This is a genomic window from Streptomyces sp. NPDC111802 (genome assembly GCF_055634335.1).
The window spans coordinates 16,436-34,913 of record NZ_JBVKCZ010000014.1 but is presented as its reverse complement, the minus strand read 5'-3'; the positions used below and the strand labels follow the sequence as shown (position 1 = coordinate 34,913).

Annotated in this window: 22 protein-coding genes; 9 read left to right on the top strand and 13 right to left on the bottom strand. The window is 69.1% G+C overall.

The window, feature by feature from the left end; genetic code table 11:
• Positions 1 to 50: 50 nt before the first annotated feature.
• Positions 51 to 494, top strand: a complete 444-nt coding sequence (locus tag ACZ7NC_RS17500) for a SnoaL/DnrD family polyketide biosynthesis methyl ester cyclase (protein WP_471489140.1) — start codon at positions 51 to 53, stop codon at positions 492 to 494.
• Between the two features lie 59 nt (positions 495 to 553).
• Here the strand turns inward: ACZ7NC_RS17500 and ACZ7NC_RS17495 are convergent, their stop codons facing one another.
• The gene (locus ACZ7NC_RS17495; RefSeq protein ID WP_471489138.1) at positions 554 to 1,387 is read right to left on the bottom strand and encodes an NAD(P)H-binding protein; all 834 of its coding nucleotides are present in this window, start codon (positions 1,385 to 1,387) and stop codon (positions 554 to 556) included.
• Positions 1,388 to 1,515: 128 nt separating this feature from the next.
• Between ACZ7NC_RS17495 and ACZ7NC_RS17490 the strand changes: the two genes are divergently transcribed.
• Positions 1,516 to 1,965, top strand: a complete 450-nt coding sequence (locus tag ACZ7NC_RS17490; RefSeq protein WP_471489137.1) for an ester cyclase — start codon at positions 1,516 to 1,518, stop codon at positions 1,963 to 1,965.
• A 24-nt stretch (positions 1,966 to 1,989) separates the two neighbouring features.
• Positions 1,990 to 2,382: a VOC family protein gene (locus tag ACZ7NC_RS17485; RefSeq protein WP_471489136.1), complete on the top strand. Its 393-nt coding sequence runs from the start codon at positions 1,990 to 1,992 to the stop codon at positions 2,380 to 2,382.
• A 92-nt stretch (positions 2,383 to 2,474) separates the two neighbouring features.
• On the opposite strand, the gene ACZ7NC_RS17480 is transcribed toward ACZ7NC_RS17485, so the two are convergent.
• From ACZ7NC_RS17480 to ACZ7NC_RS17435, 10 genes are all read right to left on the bottom strand, one after another.
• Positions 2,475 to 3,617: a hypothetical protein gene (locus ACZ7NC_RS17480; protein WP_471489135.1), complete on the bottom strand. Its 1,143-nt coding sequence runs from the start codon at positions 3,615 to 3,617 to the stop codon at positions 2,475 to 2,477.
• Positions 3,618 to 3,923: 306 nt separating this feature from the next.
• Positions 3,924 to 4,913: a dTDP-glucose 4,6-dehydratase gene (rfbB, locus tag ACZ7NC_RS17475; protein ID WP_471489134.1), complete on the bottom strand. Its 990-nt coding sequence runs from the start codon at positions 4,911 to 4,913 to the stop codon at positions 3,924 to 3,926.
• A gap of 22 nt (positions 4,914 to 4,935) precedes the next feature.
• Positions 4,936 to 5,229 carry an antibiotic biosynthesis monooxygenase family protein gene (locus ACZ7NC_RS17470; protein ID WP_471489132.1) on the bottom strand — a complete coding sequence of 98 codons (294 nt, stop codon included), beginning with the start codon at positions 5,227 to 5,229 and terminating at the stop codon, positions 4,936 to 4,938.
• Positions 5,230 to 5,260: 31 nt separating this feature from the next.
• Positions 5,261 to 5,497: a hypothetical protein gene (locus ACZ7NC_RS17465; protein ID WP_471489131.1), complete on the bottom strand. Its 237-nt coding sequence runs from the start codon at positions 5,495 to 5,497 to the stop codon at positions 5,261 to 5,263.
• Positions 5,494 to 6,426 carry an NAD-dependent epimerase/dehydratase family protein gene (locus tag ACZ7NC_RS17460; RefSeq protein WP_471489129.1) on the bottom strand — a complete coding sequence of 311 codons (933 nt, stop codon included), beginning with the start codon at positions 6,424 to 6,426 and terminating at the stop codon, positions 5,494 to 5,496. Before ACZ7NC_RS17460 ends, ACZ7NC_RS17465 begins: the two co-directional genes overlap by 4 nt.
• The gene (locus ACZ7NC_RS17455; RefSeq protein WP_471489127.1) at positions 6,423 to 7,481 is read right to left on the bottom strand and encodes a glucose-1-phosphate thymidylyltransferase; all 1,059 of its coding nucleotides are present in this window, start codon (positions 7,479 to 7,481) and stop codon (positions 6,423 to 6,425) included. Before ACZ7NC_RS17455 ends, ACZ7NC_RS17460 begins: the two co-directional genes overlap by 4 nt.
• A 204-nt stretch (positions 7,482 to 7,685) precedes the next feature.
• Positions 7,686 to 8,837, bottom strand: a complete 1,152-nt coding sequence (locus tag ACZ7NC_RS17450) for a nucleotide disphospho-sugar-binding domain-containing protein (protein WP_471489126.1) — start codon at positions 8,835 to 8,837, stop codon at positions 7,686 to 7,688.
• A gap of 70 nt (positions 8,838 to 8,907) precedes the next feature.
• Positions 8,908 to 9,165, bottom strand: a complete 258-nt coding sequence (locus tag ACZ7NC_RS17445) for an acyl carrier protein (protein WP_471489124.1) — start codon at positions 9,163 to 9,165, stop codon at positions 8,908 to 8,910.
• Positions 9,166 to 9,231: 66 nt separating this feature from the next.
• Entirely contained in the window at positions 9,232 to 10,458 is a 1,227-nt protein-coding gene (locus ACZ7NC_RS17440) for a ketosynthase chain-length factor (protein WP_471489123.1), read from the bottom strand.
• Positions 10,455 to 11,723 (bottom strand): beta-ketoacyl-[acyl-carrier-protein] synthase family protein, encoded by a 1,269-nt coding sequence (locus tag ACZ7NC_RS17435; RefSeq protein WP_471489121.1) that lies wholly within the window; start codon positions 11,721 to 11,723, stop codon positions 10,455 to 10,457. The genes ACZ7NC_RS17440 and ACZ7NC_RS17435 overlap by 4 nt, the downstream gene beginning before the upstream one ends.
• Positions 11,724 to 12,053: 330 nt before the next feature.
• Here ACZ7NC_RS17435 and ACZ7NC_RS17430 point away from each other — a divergent pair, with 330 nt between their 5' ends.
• Entirely contained in the window at positions 12,054 to 12,788 is a 735-nt protein-coding gene (locus ACZ7NC_RS17430) for an AfsR/SARP family transcriptional regulator (protein ID WP_471489120.1), read from the top strand.
• A 65-nt stretch (positions 12,789 to 12,853) separates the two neighbouring features.
• On the opposite strand, the gene ACZ7NC_RS17425 is transcribed toward ACZ7NC_RS17430, so the two are convergent.
• Together ACZ7NC_RS17425 and ACZ7NC_RS17420 are read right to left on the bottom strand one after the other, a co-directional pair.
• Complete coding sequence (locus ACZ7NC_RS17425) at positions 12,854 to 13,345, bottom strand: GtrA family protein (protein WP_471489118.1); 492 nt, start codon at positions 13,343 to 13,345, stop codon at positions 12,854 to 12,856.
• Between the two features lie 7 nt (positions 13,346 to 13,352).
• Positions 13,353 to 13,790 (bottom strand): nuclear transport factor 2 family protein, encoded by a 438-nt coding sequence (locus ACZ7NC_RS17420; RefSeq protein WP_471489116.1) that lies wholly within the window; start codon positions 13,788 to 13,790, stop codon positions 13,353 to 13,355.
• A gap of 182 nt (positions 13,791 to 13,972) precedes the next feature.
• Between ACZ7NC_RS17420 and ACZ7NC_RS17415 the strand changes: the two genes are divergently transcribed.
• The 5 genes from ACZ7NC_RS17415 to ACZ7NC_RS17395 are packed head-to-tail and all read left to right on the top strand — an operon-like array spanning position 13,973 to position 18,455.
• Positions 13,973 to 14,758 (top strand): SDR family NAD(P)-dependent oxidoreductase, encoded by a 786-nt coding sequence (locus tag ACZ7NC_RS17415; protein ID WP_471489115.1) that lies wholly within the window; start codon positions 13,973 to 13,975, stop codon positions 14,756 to 14,758.
• A 19-nt stretch (positions 14,759 to 14,777) separates the two neighbouring features.
• Positions 14,778 to 15,755: an aromatase/cyclase gene (locus ACZ7NC_RS17410; protein WP_471489114.1), complete on the top strand. Its 978-nt coding sequence runs from the start codon at positions 14,778 to 14,780 to the stop codon at positions 15,753 to 15,755.
• Positions 15,746 to 16,513 (top strand): cyclase family protein, encoded by a 768-nt coding sequence (locus ACZ7NC_RS17405; protein WP_471489112.1) that lies wholly within the window; start codon positions 15,746 to 15,748, stop codon positions 16,511 to 16,513. The genes ACZ7NC_RS17410 and ACZ7NC_RS17405 overlap by 10 nt, the downstream gene beginning before the upstream one ends.
• Positions 16,514 to 16,554: 41 nt before the next feature.
• On the top strand, positions 16,555 to 17,676 hold the full coding sequence (locus ACZ7NC_RS17400) for a glycosyltransferase family 2 protein (protein ID WP_471489110.1): 1,122 nt from the start codon (positions 16,555 to 16,557) through the stop codon (positions 17,674 to 17,676).
• Positions 17,673 to 18,455, top strand: a complete 783-nt coding sequence (locus ACZ7NC_RS17395; protein WP_471489108.1) for a class I SAM-dependent methyltransferase — start codon at positions 17,673 to 17,675, stop codon at positions 18,453 to 18,455. The genes ACZ7NC_RS17400 and ACZ7NC_RS17395 overlap by 4 nt, the downstream gene beginning before the upstream one ends.
• The last annotated feature ends 23 nt before the right edge of the window (positions 18,456 to 18,478 follow it).

Below are 18,478 nucleotides of genomic sequence, written 5' to 3'. Positions count from 1 at the left end.
TCGGTGCCCGAGGCTGTCGGTGCCGAGGCGCTCTTCTGAAAGGAACGGCTGTGAGCGGCAATGTCGATGTCGTCAGGAGGATGGTGCGCGCCTACAACACCGGCGACACCAGCGATGTGGACGACTACATTCACCCCGACTATCTGAACCCGGCCTCCCTCGAACACATGGAGGACAAGAGCTGGCGCGGGCCGGCCGTCTTCGCCATGGCGGTGAAGTGGCTTCGCATGACCTTCTCGGAGGAAGTGCGCCTGGAGGAGATCCGGTACGAGGAACGCGGCGACTGGGTGCGCGCCTACCTGGCCCTGTACGGACGCCATGTCGGAGATCTGGTGGGGATGGCGCCGACCGGCCGCCGCTTCTCGGGTGAACAGATCCATCTCATCAAGGTGGTCGACGGCAGGATTCGCGATCACCGCGACTGGCCCGACTATCTCGGCACCTACCGCCAGCTCGACGAGCCGTGGCCGACCGCGGCGGGATGGCGGGACTGACGGCACCGAAGCGTTCGCGGCCCCGGGGCCCATCGCCCCGGGGCCGCGGCTTGGTGTGCTCAGCCGACGAGTTCCGCCGTGTGGTCGCGCACCCATTGGTCGAACGGCGTGCCCGGGCGTCCGGTGACCTTCTCCACCGTGGGCAGGGGCGCGGGTGGGTTGGCCACCGACTCGACCAGGTAGTCGAGGACCATGTCCACCACCGGCTCGGGCATGAACCGGCCCATCTCCTCCCGCGCGGTCTGCGGGCTCACCTCCTCGAAGCGGATGTCGAGGCCGGTGACCGCCGCGATCCGTGCTGCCTGCTGCGGCTGGTCCAGCAGTTCGGGGCCGGTCAGCTCGTAGCAGGCGCCGTCGTGACCGTCCGCCATCAGGGCCACGCCGGCCACGGCGGCGACGTCGCGCTCATGGATCAACGCGCGCCGGGCCTCGGGGTAGGGGGCGCGGACGACGCGTTCGGTGCGGATCGAGTGCCCCCACTTCCACAGCAGGTTGTTCGCGAACTCGTCGGGGCGTACGAAGGTCCACTCGACTCCGCTGCGTTCCACCGCGCGTTCCACGGCACGGTGGTGGGCTCCGCTGTGCGTGGTCTCGTCGTGGACCGAGCTGGACGACAGCACCACGATGCGTCGCACGCCGGCGCGTACCGCACGCTCGACTACTTCGGACGCGGTCTCCGGCACCGGGAACAGGAACATCCGCTCGACTCCCCGCAGGGCACCGTCCAGGCTGTCCGGGGTGTTCAGGTCGCCGGCGACCACGCGCACGCCGCCGGGGACGGGGGTCCGTCCCGGTGTCCGGGTCATCGCCCGCACTTCGTGGCCCGCCGCCACCAGCCGCTCGGTCACATGTCTGCCGACGTGTCCGGACGCGCCGGTCACCAGATACGTCATGGTTCCCGACCTCCTTTCGCCATGGGGAAGTTTCCTCGCCCGTGAGTATTGCGACCGCTCCTTGATGTGTTCTCAAGGAGCGGTCGGAAGACTGTGGAGCCCGTCAAGCAGTCAAAGGAGGAGGCAAGTTGACATCGGCCGAAAACAAGAAGCGCTGTCTGCAGATGGTCGACGCATGGAACCGCGGGGAGCTCGCCGGAGTGACCGCGCACTGGGCGTCGGACATCGTCCATCACTCCGAGGAGCGGATCATTCCGAACGAGGAAATGGTCCAACGCATGGAATCCGGCCTCACGGCGTTTCCCGATGTGCGGCTGGACGTCAAGAGCGTGATAGCCGAGGGCGACCGGGTCAGCGTGCGCATCAGCGTCACCGCCACGCACAAGGGCCCTTTCATGGATATCGCCCCGACCCACCGCGAGGTGACGTGGCACACCGCGGAGGAGTTCCGCTTCGTCGACGGAAAGGTCGTCGAACACTGGGACGTGATCAACTACATGCCCATGTTACGGGAGCTGAACATGGTCGGACCGGAAGTCCGCGGGTGGGGGACGGCCGAACAGAAGATCTCGCAGTAGGACCGAACAGAGGGGAAGAAGTTCATGGCCGTGGAGTTGAACCACACCATCGTCCTGGTGAAGGACAAGGACGCCTCGGCGCAGTTCATGGCCGATCTGCTCGGCCTTCCGAAGCCGAAGGAGATGGGCCCGTTCGCGGTTCTGCAACTCGCCAACGACGTGTCGCTCGACTTCATGGACGTGCGGGGCGGAGGTGACATAGTTCCGGGGCATTGCGCGTTTCTCATCAGCGACGACGAGTTCGACCAGATCTTCGGTCGGATCCGCGAGAGCGGCATCGATTACTGGGCGGACCAGTACCACCGGGAACCCGGGAAGATCAATGATCGGGACGGCGGGCGGGGTGTCTACTTCGAGGACCCCAGCGGCCACAACATGGAGATCATGACTCGGCCCTACGGCAGCGGCGCGCAGTAGCCGCCCCTCGCCTCCGGCCTGCGCGACGCGCGTGTCGCAGTGAAAGGCCGTCACCCGAGGACGGACTTCGGGTGACGGCCTCTTGGTGATGGTCAACTGTCCGGCAGTGATCGGTCCCTCGCCAGGAACTCGGCTATCCGCCGGGAGATGTCACGCGCGACCGCGTGGTCGTTCTGGAGGAACTGCCGACGCAGTCCCGACAGGCGCACACGGGCCCGCTGGGAGGCCATCGCCCCGGCCAGTGACAGCGCCTCCTCGGCGGCCTCGGCACCTCCGTCGACCTCGCCGCGGCCCAGCCGGGCCTCGGCCAGGGAGGTGGCGTGCAGCATCCGGTTGCGTGGCTGGCAGTCGCCGAACAGCGCGAGTCCGTGCGCCAGATAGTTCTCGGCCCGCCGGAAGCAGCCCAGTTCCAGCCAGGACCGGCCGGCGTCCGCGAGGATCACGGCCCGGTTCACCCACTGGACCCAGGGCTTGGCGGAGGCCGGCCGACGGTCGAGGCTCAGCTCCGCCGCCTCGGCGATGGCGTGTTCGCAGCCCCGCCTGTCACCGAGGGCCGCGCGCACCCGTGCCTCGCGAGCCGCCAGCAGCGCCAGGTGGAGGTCGCGATCCTCCCGTTCCGTTCCCTTGCGTGCGATGCGGATCAGTCGCAGGCCGGCCTCCGGCTCCCCTTCCCAGATCGACCGGTAGCTCATGCTGGAGATGATGTAGGCGGCGAGCGAGCGGTCCCGGGCGGTGCGGGCGGCGGCGAGCCCGGTCAGCAGACAGGACCGGGCGATGCGGAGCAGTCCCAGTTCGGCGGCGAGCCATCCGGCCAGATGGGCCAGTTCGGCGATGAGGCGGTGCAGTTGCACACCGGTCGAGTCGTCGTAGGCGTGGTCCGCGGCCAGTTTGCGCGCCGACTGAAGATCGAGGAGAGCCCAGTCCATCGCGAGTCTGGTGCTGGAGATCTCGTCCACCTTGCGCAGTTGGCTCAGGCGCGCGGACAGCATCTGCATGGCCACGTCCGGCACCTCGTCCCCGTACAGCCGGACGGGCGGCGCCGGCTCGTCCTCCACCAGCCAGGCGACCGACACGTTGACCAGGTCGCTCATCACCACCGGCAGGCTCGGCACGGAGGACACGCTCTGGATACGGGCGGCCCGCCCCAGGGCGAGGGCGGACGGTGGGGACCCCGGCCACAGTGCCTCGGCCGTGATCGGCTCGCCCAGCCGGTCGGCGAGGATCTCGGCGACCACGTAAGGCAATTGCCGACGCGGCCGGGCCCCTTTCAACCAATTATAGGGAGCCTTTTTGCTGATTGTTCCCGCTCCGCACTTTTTGTTGATCTCCAGAGCCAGCTGTTCCGGCGACCAACGAAGTCTGGTCAGGCACGAGGCGAGTAATGAGGACGTCTCATGGACGGTCATCGTTTCCCCCATAGTCAGTGCAAATGATCACTGGCCAGTGTTTCCAGCCGCGCTCCGCATCAACCCGTGATCGGGAACACTGACTTGAATAGTTCGGGTCGAAACCACAGCCCTCCCGGGGAGGGAGAGCGACCCTTACCTGCCCAGTGCGTCGTAACCGCGCTCGATGCCGTCCTTACGGGGCCCCCACCACCAGGTGTTCTCCCGGTACCAGTCGATGGTCGCGATGAGCCCGGAGCGCAGACTCCGATGGCGGGGCTCCCAGCCGAGCCGGGATCGCAGTTTGGTCGAGTCGTTGGCATAGCGCAGGTCGTGCCCCGGTCGGTCCGGGACTCGTTCATACCGGTCCACCGGTTTTCCCATCAATTCCAGGATCGTTTCCAGCATTTCCTTGTTGCTGACTTCGCATCCCGATCCGATCAGATAGGTCTCACCGATCCCGCCCTTTTCCAGAATGAGATGGACCGCTTCGTTGTGGTCTTCGACGTGCGTCCACTCCCGGATGTTGCTGCCGGTCCCGTAGAGCTTCGGCGGCCGTCCCACGAGCACATTGGTCACCTGCCGCGGGATGAATTTCTCCGCATACTGGTAAGGCCCGTAATTGTTGGCGCAGTTCGACAGGGTCGCCGCTACCCCGAAGGATCGGACCCACGCCCGTACGAGCAGGTCGGAGCTCGCCTTGGTCGCCGAGTAAGGGCTCGACGGATCAAAGGCGCTCGCTTCGGTGAACCTGTCGTCCGAGTCGAGGTCCAGCTCGCCGAACACCTCGTCGGTGGATACGTGATGGAACCTGCGCCCGTGGCGGCGCACGGCCTCCAGAAGGACGTACGTCCCCATGATGTTGCTGCGGACGAAGGGTTCGGGGTCGCGCAGTGAATTGTCCACATGGGATTCGGCGGCCAGATGGACGACCACGTCGACGTCGGCCACGAGGCGGTCGACGAGTTCCGCGTCGCAGACGTTCCCCTCGACGAAGCGTATGTCGCCGGCCACGGCCTTGAGGTTGTCGCGATTACCGGCATAGGTCAGCGCGTCCAGGACGCAGACCTCGTACTCGGATCGTCTGGTCAGCGTGTGGTGCACGAAGTTCGCACCGATGAAACCCGCACCGCCGGTCACGAGCATCCGTGTCATTTCGGTTCGGCAATCAGCTCGCGGCGCATTCGGCCACCACCTCGTAGAACTGTGGCTCGCTGCACGCCAGTTCGCGCAGCTTCCGCGCGTGCTCGTCGAACTCCGAACGGCGAACGGCGGCACGCAGGTCGTCCGCCGACTCCCATTCGGCCACATTGGCGTAGGAGCGGCCATCGTCCGAAGAACGCACCAGACGGAAGCGGATGAAGCCCTGCTGCTTCGCGAGGTGGGCCGCGGTGTCGGCGAAGACGCGCTCGAACTCGAGCGGATCGCCGGTGACGGTGAAACGGTTGATGAAGACGAGCATCGGCTTCTCTCCCTTGGTCGAGGGCCTGCGGTCAGGTCGAGGTTTTCTCGTCGGCCGGCGAGCCCTGTGCGGGCGTCCGGCACAGCGGACGCGTGAGGATCTCGCGCAGGAGGCCGGCCAGGGTGGTCATGCCGTCGCCGGGCACGGCGGTGGGCGGGAAGTGGACGGGTTCCTGCGCGAGTCGGGTGTCGTGGTCGTCCCCGAGCGGATGCGGCAGGAGCGGCCACATCCTCGCCGGGGGCGTCGCCACGCCGCGGTCGCCGTTCATCGCGCCACCCCCGTTCCGACCAGGGCGCGCCAGGTGCGTTCGATGCCCACGGCGAGCGGTGTACGCGCCCGCCAGCCGAGGAACCTGTGCGCCCGGTCCACGTCGAGGAGGTTGGCGGGCTGGTCGAAGCCCCGGCTGGGACGCAGCCGCACGGTCAGCTCCCGGTCGGTCACCTCGCGGATGACACCCAGCAGCCGGCCGAGCGTGGTCGCCTCACCGGACCCGATGTTGACCACGTCGAACGGCAGATCGGCCGCCTCGGGGCCGAGCCCGGCCAGCGCGTCCACCACGTCGTCGACGTGGACGTAGTCCCGGGTGGTGTCCGGATCGCCGTACAGGTCGAGCGGACGGCCGTCCGCGACCGCGGCCAGCCAGTGCGCCACGACGCCGTACCCGCGACGCAGCGGGTGACCCGGCCCGTAGACGTTGGTCATCCGCACCACCAGCCCGGGCACCAGCGGGGAACGGGACAACAGCTCCTGCTCCAGGGCGAGCTTGGCCCTCGCGTAGGCCGACTTCGGCAGGGCGACCGCGTCCTCGGTGCACGGTCCACCGGCCCCGGACTCACTGACCGTCAGGCCCGTGCTGGTGAGCACCGTCAGCGGCGGGTCCCCGACCGTCGCCAGCGCGTCCAGGATCCGTACGAACGTCTCGTGGTCGGCCGCCACGAGTTCGGGGCGCGTCTCGGCCGTTCCCGGAGTCACGCTCGTCGCGAGGTAATACACGATGCCGGCCGCGCTCAGCGCCGGGGCGGGCGAGCCGTCGGGGTGGACCAGCCGGGGCGATTCCCGGGTGGCGGCGACGATCCGCGTCCCGGCGGCCCGCAGCCGCTCGCAGAGCGCCCGGCCCATGAGTCCACCGGCGCCGACCACTAGGGCGTGCCGTCGCCCGGCGGCGGGCCGGTCCGCCGCGTTCCGCAGCCCGGTCATGAGCCGAACACGACGCTGCTGTCGTCGCCGAGGAAGACCTCGGCCCCCGACGCTCCGCCGCGCACGCTGGCCGCGCGGCCGACCACCGAGCCCGACAGTCCGCTCACCCCGTGGACGGTGGCGTCCTCCAGCAGGATCGAGTCGGCTATCTCCGCCTGGGTGATCCGGCAGCCGGGGCCGACGGCCGTGTGCGGGCCGAGCTTGCTGTCCCGCACGACCGCACCGGCCGCCACGAACACCGGTCCGACCAGCTCGGATCCGCTGACCGTGGCGCTCTCCGCGACGACCACCGGCCCGCTGATGGTGGACCTTCCGTCCACGTGGCCGGTGATGTCGGTGGTCAGGCGTTCCAGCAGGACTCGGTTGCAGGCGAGCAGGTCGGCGAGGCGCCCGGCGTCCTTCCAGTAGCCGGGGCACTCCTGTCCCACGACGCGATGGCCGGTGTCGACGAGCCACTGGATGGCTTCGGTGATCTCCAGTTCGCCGCGCGCGCTCGGCCCGATGGCCCGCACCGCGCGGTGGATCGCCGGCGAGAACACATATGCGCCGACAACGGCGAGGTCCCCGACGTATGTCTCCGGCTTCTCCACCAGTCGCTGGACGCGTCCCGCGTCGTCGACCACGGCCACGCCGTACTCCGACGGGTCGTCGACCTTTCCCAGCAGCAGCATCGCATCGGCCCTGTTGGTCCTGAACTCCGTGACGAGTTGGCCGACGCCTTCGAGTACGACGTTGTCGCCCAGGCACATCAGAAAGTCGTCGGACCCCAGGAATTCCCTGGCGATCAGCACACAGTGCGCCAGCCCGTCCGGCCGCTCCTGTTCGATGTAGGTGATCCGTAGGCCCAATTCGCGGCCGTCGCCGAGAATTTCCCTGAACTGGTCTCCGCGCTCCCCCACGACGACGCCGACCTCGGTGATCCCGGCCTCTCGAATGACGTCGAGACTGAAGCGGACCACGGGTTCACCGGCCACCGGTATCAGTTGTTTCGCCGTGGTGTGGCTCAACGGGCGCAGCCGGATGCCCTTTCCCCCGGCGAGAACCAATGCCTTCACACCATGCCCCTTTATCGACTGTCGGGTAGCGTGATTTGCGATTTCCGCGTTTTTCGAATCACGCACCTCATGGTCTTCGAGGCCACTTGAAATCGTCTCGGACACGAGTCGAAGAACTTTCATGAACAGCGATTCATGAGTACGGAGTGAATCGACGGGCGCGCTCGGCACTCCCGTTTCCCCGGGCGTGCCGAGCGCGCTCACTCAGTTCCGGCGGCTTTCCGCCGACAACTGCTCGACCACGGCGGCCACTTCGTCGAGCCGGGGCGCGGCCGCGTTCTCCGTGCGGATCGCCCGGGCCCGCTCGGCGTAGCCCGCCTCGGTGCGGATCTTGCGGAGGGCCTCGGCCACGGCGAGGGGACTGATCTCCTCGCGGGGCACGACGACCGCCGCGCCGGCGTCCGCCAGCCGGTCCGCGGTCGCGTGCTGGTCGCCCATGTGGGGCAGCGCCACCTGGGGCAGCCCGAAGGCCAGGGCGGTCAGCGCGGACCCGATGCCGCCGTGGTGCACGACCGCCTCGCAGTGGGTGAACAGGAGGTTGAGCGGCAGCCAGGCCGCGGCACGGACCCCCGAAGGAAGTGGGCCGAGTTCGTCGGCGAAGCGGTCCGGGACGGCGATGACGATCTCCGCGTTGTCGCCGGAGAGCTCCTCCCCCAGCTCCTTGAGGAGCTTCACCCCGTGGATCTGCGGCACGACGCTGCCGAGCGTCACACAGATCCGGGGGCGTTCGGATCCCTCCAGAAGCCAGGGCGGCGTGACACCGGCCCCGTTGTACGGGACGAACCTCATGCGCTGCGCGGGCCGGGCGCGCGGCAGCTGAAGGCTCTCCGGGCAGATGTCGACCCGCAGTTCGGCCCGCGCCGGTGCGGGCAGACCGAGCCGGTCCAGGGTCGGCGCGAGTTGCTCCGCAGCGACCTCCTCCGCCTCCGGGGGAAGTTCGAGCCCCCAGTTGTGCCGGACGAGCGGGATGCCGCGCCGCGCCGCGACGACCGCGCCGGAGTGCTCGGTCGGCTCCGATACGACGAGGTCGGGCGCCCAGCGTTCGGCGACGGCGACCGTGCCCTCGACCGTCTGCTCCGCCAGCCGGCCGAAGCCGCGCCCGAGATGCTCCACCGAGGCGTCCCGTGCCCCCTTGCGCTGGGACGGGTGAGGTCCGTCCCCCGGGGCCATCGCCGCGCGCAGGTCGATGGTCGGGGCCGAGGGCACCGCGGGGAGACCGGCTCGGCCGGCCTCGGCCACCAACTGCTCGGGCGTGGTCACCAGAACCTGGTGCCCGCGGGCCCGCAGCGCCCAGGCGAAGGGAACGAGAGGGAAGAAGTGCCCCGCGCTCGGGGCGGTCGTGACCAGTATGCGCATGCGACTCTCCATGGATGGTCGGGTGCTGTCGACCGGCCCCGGCATGGCCTCCGGAGCCGGTCCTGCTTCCTCAAGCGGCGTCGGCGAGGGCGTTGTTGACCAGGTCCAGCAGGGCCTGCGGGGTCCGGGCCTGTCCGACGACCTCGTCCTCGAAGCTGATGCCGTAGTCGCGCTCCAGGCGGGCGGCGGTCTCCAGCAGCGCGAGTGAGTCGTATCCCAGGAGCCCGAACTCGACGTCGCGGATGTCCTTGTCCGCTTCGACGCCGTCCACCGCGCCCGCGCACTCCCTCATGATCGTCCAGAGTTGTTCCAGGGTCAGTTGGCTCATCCGTCATCACCTTGCCGTTCGGTTGTGGGGTGTCCCGGAAGATGCGCCGGTGCCGGTCCCGGGGAGTCAGCCGGCGGTGCGCACGGCCCGCAGGACCATCGCCGCGTTGAAGCCGCCGTGTCCGCGCGCGAGCACCAGCGCGACGCGCAGTGCTGCCTGCCGTGGCTCGACGACCAGGTCGATCGCGTACTCGGGGGCCGGGCTTTCGACGTTCACGGTCGGCGGCACGACGCCGTCGCGCAGCGCCAGCAGGGCGGCGGCCAGGTCCAGGGCGGCACCGCCCGAGTAGAGCCGTCCGGTCATCGTCTTGGGGGCGGTGACCGGTACCCGGCCCGGCCCGAAGACATCGTTGATCGCCTCGGCCTCCGTCCGGTCCAGGTCGGGCAGGCCGGCGGCGTCCGCGAAGACGACGTCGACGTCGGACGGGCCGAGCCCGGCATCGGCGAGCGCGAGCTCGATCGCGTCCCGGAGCCGTGGCGGCCGTCCGCTGTCCGGGCGCGGGTCGAATGTCGCGCCGTACCCCGCGATCTCGCCGTACGGTGTGCCCGAGCCGCGCCGCGCCGCCGTGGCCGCCGACTCCAGTACGAGGATCGCGCCGCCCTCCCCGGGGACGTAGCCGTGAGCAGCGGAGCTGAACGGCAGGTAGGCCGACCCGGGGTCGTCACTGGTGCTCAGTCGGCCGGTACTGAGCTGTGCGACCCAGCCCCAGGGGCACAGGCTGCCGTCCACTCCGCCGGAGACGACCAGTTCGACCCCGCCGCGCACCAGCCGACGCGCCTGGGCGACGGCGTCCAGCCCGCCGGCCTGATCGCTCACGAGGACCCCGCTCGGGCCGCGCATACCGTTGCGGATGGAGATCTGGCCGGTGTTGACCGCGTAGAACCAGGCGAAGGACTGGTACGAGCTGACATACCGGCTGCCCTTGCTCCACAGCTTCTCCAGCTCCCGCTGCCCGAACTCGAAGCCTCCGGAGGAACTCGCCGTCACGACGCCCATCGAGAACTCCGGCAGCCGGTCCGGTTCGGCCCGCGCGTCCTCCAGCGCCCAGTCGGCCGCCACCAGCGCCATCCGGGTCATGTGGTCCGTCTGCGGCAGCAGCCGGCTCGGCAGATGCTCGGCCGGCTCGAAGCCGGGGACCTCTCCGGCGAGTCGGGCGGGGTAGCCGTTCGCGTCGAACCGGCTCAGCGGGGCGATGCCGCTGCGGCCGCGCAGCGTCGCCTCCCAATAGGCGTGATTTCCCAGCCCGTTGGGTGCGGTGATGCCGAGTCCGGTGACCACGACCGCGTCCCTCATCGGGTGGCCGCTTCGGCACGGGCGAGCACCATCGCGCTCTGGAATCCGCCGAACCCGCTGCCCACGGTCAGCACCGCGTCGGTCGTCTGCTCACGCGCGGTCTTCGGGACGTAGTCCAGGTCGCACTCCGGATCGGGTTCCTCGAGGTTGGCCGTGGGGGGTATGACGTTGTGTTCGATGGCCAGCGCGCACGCCGCGATCTCGAGGGACCCGATGGCGCCCAGCGAATGGCCGATCATCGACTTGATCGAGCTGACCGGGACGCGGAAGGCGTGCGCTCCGAGGCTTCGCTTCACCGCCGCCGTCTCGTGCCGGTCGTTCTGCCGGGTGCCGGAGCCGTGCGCGTTGACGTAGTCGATGTCGTCGGGGCGCAGCCGCGCCTGTCCGAGCGCCGCCGTGATCGCCTCGGCCATCTCCCTGCCGTCCGGCCTGAGGCCGGTCATGTGGTACGCGTTCGAGCGCGAGGCGAACCCACGGATCGTGGCGTAGACGTGCGCCCCGCGTCGCAGCGCGTCCTCGAGCGGTTCCAGGACGAAGAACGCGCTCCCCTCCCCGAGCACGAAGCCGTCGCGGCTGCGGTCGAACGGCCTGGAGGCATGCTCCGGGTCGTCGTTGCGCGCCGTGGTGGCCTTGATGGCATCGAAGCAGGCGACGGTGATGGGGGAGATCGGGGCGTCGGTGGCGCCGGCCACGGCGATCCGGGCCGACCCCTCCCGGAGCAGCCCGCACGCGTGGCCGACCGCGTCCAGCCCGGAGGTGCATCCCGTGGAGACGACCGACACGGGCCCCTCCGCCTCCACCGCCCAGGCCACTTCGGCGGCCAGTGAGCTCGGGGTGAAGTAGCCGTACAGCTGCGGGACCGCATAGGTGTGGTCGACCAGCCACTCCCGGCCGCCGTCGCTGACGGTCGAGTACTCCTGCTCCAGGCCCATGGTGCACCCGACGGCGCTGCCCACCGCGACCGCGAGCTCCGTGGGTTCGAGCGCGCCGCCGACCAGCCCGCTGTCGGCGAGCGCCTCGCGGGCGGCCGCGACCGCCAGCAGCGCGGCCCGGTCCATCCTCCTGATCTCCTTGGGCGTGAAGCCCTCGGCGCGCGGATCGAAATCACACTCGGCCGCGACGCGGGACCGAAACGGGGACGGGTCGAAAAAGGATATCGTCCGCGTTGCGGTACGACCGGACGTCAGGAGTTCCCAGAACGCATTGGTGCCGATTCCCCCTGGCGCCCGGACTCCGATCCCGGTTATCGCCACACAGTAGTCCATAGAAATCCTATCCCGATCATTCGAATCATGCGGACCGAGCATGCACAGCAGCTGCTCGAAATGGGCTCGAAGGGACCTTGACCTGCGCTTCGAATCGAGGTGGACCGGGCGTCGAACTGTGAAACTTGCAGAGTGCACCGATCAACGGCACAGCTGACCTGCGCCGATCACCTTCCTGACGAAGTTGACCATCCTTACCGGGTTCCCGTATTTAAAAACGCCCCGGGCGGCGCAAGACTATCGTCGGCGAAAACATTTCCGTGTCATGGCCCTGGAGTCAGCTTGGAGATACGAATACTCGGACCCATAACCATTGAACCGATCGGGACGGTGAGCACACGCCTGGCCCCCAAACCACGGAAGATTCTGGCTCTTCTGCTGCTCAACGCAAACAAGATCGTGTCCACTGCTTCACTCATGACGGAGCTGTGGGGCGAAACCCCGCCCAAGAGCGCGACGACCACGTTGCAGACCTACGTCCTGCACCTGCGCAAGGCACTTGGCGCGCTGTGGGAAATTGATCTGGCGGATATAGCCAAGAACGTGCTGACCACTCACACCAACGGCTACATGCTGAGCGTTCCACCGGGGACGGTCGACCTGCACGTGTACAACGAGCTGGTGGCCGACGGACGGCGAGCCATGGAAGAGGGACAGATCGAACGCGGGGCCGCCTGCTTCGGCAAGGCACTCGCCCTGTGGAGCGGTCCCCCGCTGGCCGACGTACCCATCGGCCGGCTGCTGGAGGCCGAGGTGATGCGCCTGGAGGAGGACCGGCTCGGCATACTCGAGGGCCGGATCGCCGCCGACCTGCGGCTGGGCCGGCACCACCAGTTGCTGGGCGAGCTCACCTCGCTGGTCGCCCAGCATCCCTTCCACGAGGGGCTGCACGAGAAGTTCATGCTGGCCTTGCACCGGTCCGGCAGACGGCACCAGGCCCTCGATGTCTACCAGCGGTTGCGCTCGTCGCTCGTGGACGAGCTCGGCATCGACCCGTCGCCCCGGCTCCAGCGGCTGCACCAGTCCGTGCTCGCCTCGGACCCGAGGCTCGACAACGCGGCCTGAACGCCGTCTCAGGCCCGGGTGGTTGAGGGACTTCCCCCGCAACCAGCCGGGCCTGAGGTCCGTCGTCAGCCGGGCCGCCGGGCACCTGCCGCGGGCCGCTCCCGTGGGCGGAACACCCACTTCCGGTAGCTGAGGAAGCGGACCAGCGAGGCCAGGGCCACCCCGATGAGCAGGGACACGTGGTACGACACCGGGTCGCGCCGGGCCAGCACATGGACGGCGAAGCCGATGGCCAGCAGCTGGACCAGCAGGCCGACTCCGTTCAGGACGAAGAACACGGCGTACTCGTGGACCAGGTTGCTCCGTCTGCGGTGCCGAAAGGTCCACCAGCGGTTGCCGGCGAACGAGACGGTCGTGGCGAGCAGGGTGGCGATCACGTTCGAGGCGAGCGGCCCCACGCGGAGACCGAGATGGAGGACGCTGGTGCCGACGATGGCCACCGCGGAGTTGACGACCCCCATCACCCCGAACCGCGCCAGCTCCCCGACGAGCGGCACCTGCCATCGGCCCGACCGCGGCGGCCCCTGTGCGGCACCGCTGTCAGGAGACGATGTCATCGCGCTGTCAGGAGGCGATGTCATCGCGCGCGACCGACCGCTGCCGCACACGCAGGCCGCCGTCGTCCACCAGGATGTCGTCACAGGTGGTCGACATCAGCAGCGTCGGCGAGCCGCCGATCTCCGTCTGGATGATCAACGCATAGCTGGCCACCCGCACCGTGCCGTCCGCCGCGGGCTCCACCGCGGACATGCCGATCCAGTGCCGCCGGATTCGTCCGGCCGCCCTCAGCTCGTCGGAGGTCCGGCGCGCGGCGGCGGCGATGGCCGTACGGCCACGGGTGGGCTCGCGCAGGGCGTTGGCCGAGAAGACGGCGTCCTCGGTGAACGTGTCCGCCCAGGCCGCGGCGTCCCCGGAATCGAGGAGCCGCATCTGGGTGGCATAGAACTGCTCCACTCGGGCCCGCAGTTCGCCGATGCTTTCCGTCACCACGATCTCGGTCATCCGGACATCTCCTCAACTCCCGACGTCTTGCTTGCCCTTGGCAGCCTTCCCAACGCGCCTTGAACACTCCTCGACGACGGGTGGAAGGCTCCTCCGCCGCATTTCGACCCTTCTTCTAGGTGCCGTTGAAACAGTGCGACGGACGCGAAACCGACCCGCCTGCGGGCACAGGAGGATGACAGATGACCGAGGACGTCTCCCGAACCGCTCTGATAACCGGCGCCACCAGCGGAATCGGGCTGTCGGTCGCACGCGCTCTGGCGAAGGACGGGATGCGTGTCTTCGTCTGCGCCCGGAATGCCGACGACGTCGGCCGAACGGTCAAGGAACTGCGAAACCTCGGAGCGGAAGCCGACGGAACGCGGGCCGACGTCCGTAATCGCCGGGACATCGAAACCCTGGTGCGCACAGCGGTGGCGGCTTTCGGCGGGGTCGACGTGCTGGTGAACAACGCCGGCCGCAGTGGCGGCGGGGTCACGACCGGGATCACCGACGAGCTGTGGTCGGACGTGATCGAGACGAACCTCACCAGCGTGTTCCGGATGACCCGCGAAACACTGGTGAACGGCGGAATGCTGGAGCGGGGCTGGGGGCGCGTCATCAACATCGCCTCGACCGGCGGAAAGCAGGGCGTGGTGCTGGGCGCCCCCTATTCGGCCTCGAAACACGGCGTCGTGGGATTCACGAAGGCGCTGGGTCTGGAACTCGCCAAGAGCGGTGTCACGGTGAACGCGGTGTGCCCCGGATATGTAGAGACACCTATGGCCGAGCGCGTGCGCCAGGGATACGCAGCCGCATGGGAGACCACCGAGGCGGAAGTCCTCGAACGATTCCGCAGTCGTATCCCCCTGGGCCGCTACACAACGCCGGACGAGGTCGCCGGAATCGTCGGATACCTGGTGACCGAATCCGCCGCGCCCATCACGGCGCAGGCGATCAACGTGTGCGGCGGGCTCGGCAACTACTGATCCGGAAAGGAACGACACCATGACGGCACCGACCCTTCGTTCCACCGACCACTCGATCACCGTGGCTGCTCCGGCCCGGACCGTCTACGACATCGTGGCCTCCGCCACCGACTGGCCGCACTACTTCACGCCGACCCTGCACGTCGAGATCCTGGAGAGCGGGGGCGGCGAGGAACGCATCCGGATCTGGGCCACCGCCAACGGCGACGTGAAGTGCTGGACGTCCCACCGCGTCCTCGACGCCGGCGCGTTGAGCGTGCGCTTCCGGCAGGAAGTCCCGGCTCCCCCGGTGGCCTTCATGAGCGGCGAGTGGCGTATGACCCCCCTCGACGCGAACACGACCCGGGTGACGCTGCTGCACGAGTACAGCGCCGTCGACGACGAGCCGCGGTCACTGCGGTGGATCGACGAGGCCGTCGACAGCAACAGCACCGAGGAGCTCGCCCGGCTCAGGAACGCCGCCGAACTGGCCGGCCGCACCGACGAACTCCTGCTCTCCTTCGAGGACTCGGTGGAGATCGCGGCACCGCCGGACGCCGTCTACGACTTCCTCCGGAGCGCGGCCGACTGGCCCCGGCGCATCCCGCACGTGGACCGCCTGGAGCTGACCGAGCAGGCGGGGGTGCAGCACATGGACATGGACACCCGCACCGCCGACGGCTCGGTGCACACGACGTCCTCGGTGCGGATCTGCCTGCCTCCCGACCGCATCGTCTACAAGCAGGTCGTCACCCCGGCCCTGATGACCGCCCACACCGGTTCCTGGCACCTCACGGCGCGGCCGGAGGGCACGCTGGCCACGTCCCGGCACACGGTGCTGCTCGACCCGGACCGCGTGACCGATGTGCTCGGACCGGAAGCCACCGTCGCCACCGCACGCGACTTCGTTCGCCGGGCGCTGGGCCGCAACAGCACGGTCACGCTGGAGCACGCCAAGGCGTACGCGGAGTCGGCCGAGACCGGTGCGGCGGCCGGCAAGGAGGGCTCATGCGTCTGATCGACCTCTCCTCCCCGGTCGACGCCGATTCGTGGGAGCCGGACCCGATCGAGCACTCGATCATGACTCCGGCGCAGGGGGCGGCACATCTGGTCGCGGAGATGCAGGAGCACTTCGGGCTGTCCCTCGACCCCGCCGACCTGCCGGACGGAGAGTTCCTCAACAACGACACCCTGACGCTGACCACCCACGTCGGAACGCATGTCGACGCCCCGACCCACTACGGCTCCACGGCGGCGTACGGGGAGCCGAAGACCATCGACCAGGTGCCGCTGGAGTGGTTCTACCGCCCGGGTGTCGTACTGGACCTCACGGCGGCCGGCGTGGGCAGCGTGGACGCCGACTTCATCGCCGGTGAACTCGACCGCGTCGGCCACGAGGTGCGGCCGTACGACATCGTGCTGCTGCGTACCGGGGCCGAGGAATGGAGCGGAACGCAGCGCTACTTCACCCATTTCACGGGGCTGGACGGGTCGGCCGTGCACTACCTGCTCGATCGCGGTGTCAGGGTCATCGGCACGGACGCGTTCAGCCTCGACGCCCCCTTCACCCACATCATGGAGCGCTACGCCGAGACCCGCGACCGCGGTCTGCTGTGGCCGGCGCATTTCGCGGGCCGACAGCGGGAGTACTGCCAGATCGAGCGTCTGGCGCACCTCGGCGAGCTGCCCTCCCACGGATTCACGGTCGTCTGCTTCCCGGTGCGCGTCGCCCGCGCCGGGGCGGGTTGGGCACGCGCCGTCGCGGTCCTCGATTGAGCCGCTCCGAGTACTCGACGACGGCGCAGGAGAGGAGCGGCATGCGGACCGACGCCGAAACGCAGCAAGCACACGACACCCCCGACCTGTATCGCGCCCTCGCCCTGGGCGACTATGTGCTGGGACGGGCCCCTCTGCACATCGCCGCCCGCACCACCGGGCTCTCGGCCGACGACATTCTGCGCCTGGTGCGGGCACGCGCCGACGGCCCCTCGGAGGTGGCATCCGACGGCTCCGGAACCGGGGCGCCGCTGCTGTCGGTGGTCGTCCCGGTCTTCAACAACGCCACCACTCTGCGTGAGTTGCACCTTCGGCTGACCAGGGCACTCACCCCGATCGGCACCTTCGAGATCCTGTTCGTCGACGACGGCAGCGCCGACGGGTCGGCCGGCGTCATCGGCGAACTGCACCGAGAGGATCGAAGGGTCCGGCTGCTCAGGCTGTCGCGGAACTTCGGCCAGCAGGCCGCGCTGAGCGCCGGGCTGGACGTCGCCCGTGGTTCGGCGGTCGTCATGCTGGACGCCGACCTCCAGGACCCCCCGGAGCTGATCGCTGATCTCGTCAAGAGCTGGCGAGCGGGCCACGAGGTCGTCTACATGGTCCGCAGGAACCGCAAGGAAGGGCCTCTCAAGCGCCTGTCCTACGCGCTGTTCTACCGTGCTTTCCGGTATCTCGCCGACATCGAAGTGCCCCTGTCCAGCGGGGACTTCGCCCTCCTCGACCGCAGGGTCGCGGCCGTACTGCGGGCGATGCCGGAGCGCAGCAGGTTCCTGCGCGGGCTGCGCAGCTGGTCGGGGTTCCGGCAGACCGCCATCGAGTACGACCGCGCCCCGCGGCCCTCCGGACGGTCCCAGTACACCCTGCGCCGGCTGACGAAGCTCGCCGCGGACGGCCTGCTCGGGTTCTCCAGTGTCCCGCTGCGGCTGGTCTCGACGCTGGGCCTGGTCACCGCCGCCGCCGGAGCGGTGATGGTGTGCCTGGTGCTGCTGGCCCGGCTCAGCGCGCTGTCGCTGCCGGTCGGCTGGGCCTCCACCGTCTCCGTGGTCCTGCTGGTCGGCGGTGCCCAGCTGACCACTCTCGGCATAGTCGGCGCGTATATCGCACGGATCTACCACGAGGTCAAGAAACGCCCCCTGTACATCGTCATGGAACGTCTGGGGTGACGGCTGTGGACACCTCCATGTACCACGCGTTCGCGGCTGTGGAGAGCCGGCACTGGTGGTTCCAGGGGCGGCGGCGGATCGTCGCAACGATGCTGCGCGAGCACCTACGGGGCCCGGGCCGGGCGACGCCCGGCGGACTGAACGTCCTCGACGTCGGGTCGGGGACGGGCGAAATGGTCGAGATGCTGCGTGAGTTCGGGACCGTCACGGCGCTCGACAGCTCCCCGCAAGCCATCGACTACCTGAGGCAAAGGCTGCCCACCGGCGTCACGGCGCACTGCGGCAGCATCCCCGAGGATCTCCCCCGCGACGAGACGTTCGACCTGGTGACAGCGTTCGACGTGGTCGAGCACCTCGCCGACGACCTGGCAGCACTGCGCGCGTTCCGCCAAGTGCTGCCACCCGGTGGCTGGTTGGCGCTGACCGTCCCTGCCTACCCGATGCTTTGGAGCCACCACGACGTCTACGCCGGGCACTTCAGGCGCTACCGCCGCAAGGAGCTGCACGACCTGTTGCGCCGGGCCGGCGGATTCCAGGTCGAACGCATCGCCTACTTCAACTCGCTGCTGTTTCTGCCGGCGCTCGCCGCCAGGACGGCGGGCCGCTGGCGACGCCGGGTGGCACCGCCGGCGGCCGAGCGGGTCGATCCACATCTGGCGCTGCCGTCGCCGCTGGTCAACCGACTCCTGCTCGGGCTCTTCTCGTCCGAGGCGCGTCTCCTGCCCCGCGTCGATCCGCCGTTCGGTGTCTCGCTCATCGCGCTGTGCCGCGCCTGCTGAACGGCTCCCGCTCACCGGCCCCT

Bases quoted from the DNA above. Each gene is read 5' to 3' on its own strand.
- rfbB (WP_471489134.1), bottom strand. From the start codon at position 4,913: ATGCTCGTGACCGGCGGTGCGGGTTTCATCGGTGCGAACTTCGTGCAC.
- ACZ7NC_RS17425 (WP_471489118.1), bottom strand. From the start codon at position 13,345: ATGACATCGTCTCCTGACAGCGGTGCCGCACAGGGGCCGCCGCGGTCG.
- ACZ7NC_RS17460 (WP_471489129.1), bottom strand. From the start codon at position 6,426: ATGACCGGGCTGCGGAACGCGGCGGACCGGCCCGCCGCCGGGCGACGG.
- ACZ7NC_RS17415 (WP_471489115.1), top strand. From the start codon at position 13,973: ATGACCGAGGACGTCTCCCGAACCGCTCTGATAACCGGCGCCACCAGC.
- ACZ7NC_RS17450 (WP_471489126.1), bottom strand. From the start codon at position 8,837: ATGCGCATACTGGTCACGACCGCCCCGAGCGCGGGGCACTTCTTCCCT.
- ACZ7NC_RS17420 (WP_471489116.1), bottom strand. From the start codon at position 13,790: ATGACCGAGATCGTGGTGACGGAAAGCATCGGCGAACTGCGGGCCCGA.
- ACZ7NC_RS17465 (WP_471489131.1), bottom strand. From the start codon at position 5,497: ATGAACGGCGACCGCGGCGTGGCGACGCCCCCGGCGAGGATGTGGCCG.
- ACZ7NC_RS17400 (WP_471489110.1), top strand. From the start codon at position 16,555: ATGCGGACCGACGCCGAAACGCAGCAAGCACACGACACCCCCGACCTG.
- ACZ7NC_RS17440 (WP_471489123.1), bottom strand. From the start codon at position 10,458: ATGAGGGACGCGGTCGTGGTCACCGGACTCGGCATCACCGCACCCAAC.
- ACZ7NC_RS17405 (WP_471489112.1), top strand. From the start codon at position 15,746: ATGCGTCTGATCGACCTCTCCTCCCCGGTCGACGCCGATTCGTGGGAG.
- ACZ7NC_RS17470 (WP_471489132.1), bottom strand. From the start codon at position 5,229: ATGCTCGTCTTCATCAACCGTTTCACCGTCACCGGCGATCCGCTCGAG.
- ACZ7NC_RS17435 (WP_471489121.1), bottom strand. From the start codon at position 11,723: ATGGACTACTGTGTGGCGATAACCGGGATCGGAGTCCGGGCGCCAGGG.
- ACZ7NC_RS17410 (WP_471489114.1), top strand. From the start codon at position 14,778: ATGACGGCACCGACCCTTCGTTCCACCGACCACTCGATCACCGTGGCT.
- ACZ7NC_RS17495 (WP_471489138.1), bottom strand. From the start codon at position 1,387: ATGACGTATCTGGTGACCGGCGCGTCCGGACACGTCGGCAGACATGTG.
- ACZ7NC_RS17445 (WP_471489124.1), bottom strand. From the start codon at position 9,165: ATGAGCCAACTGACCCTGGAACAACTCTGGACGATCATGAGGGAGTGC.
- ACZ7NC_RS17485 (WP_471489136.1), top strand. From the start codon at position 1,990: ATGGCCGTGGAGTTGAACCACACCATCGTCCTGGTGAAGGACAAGGAC.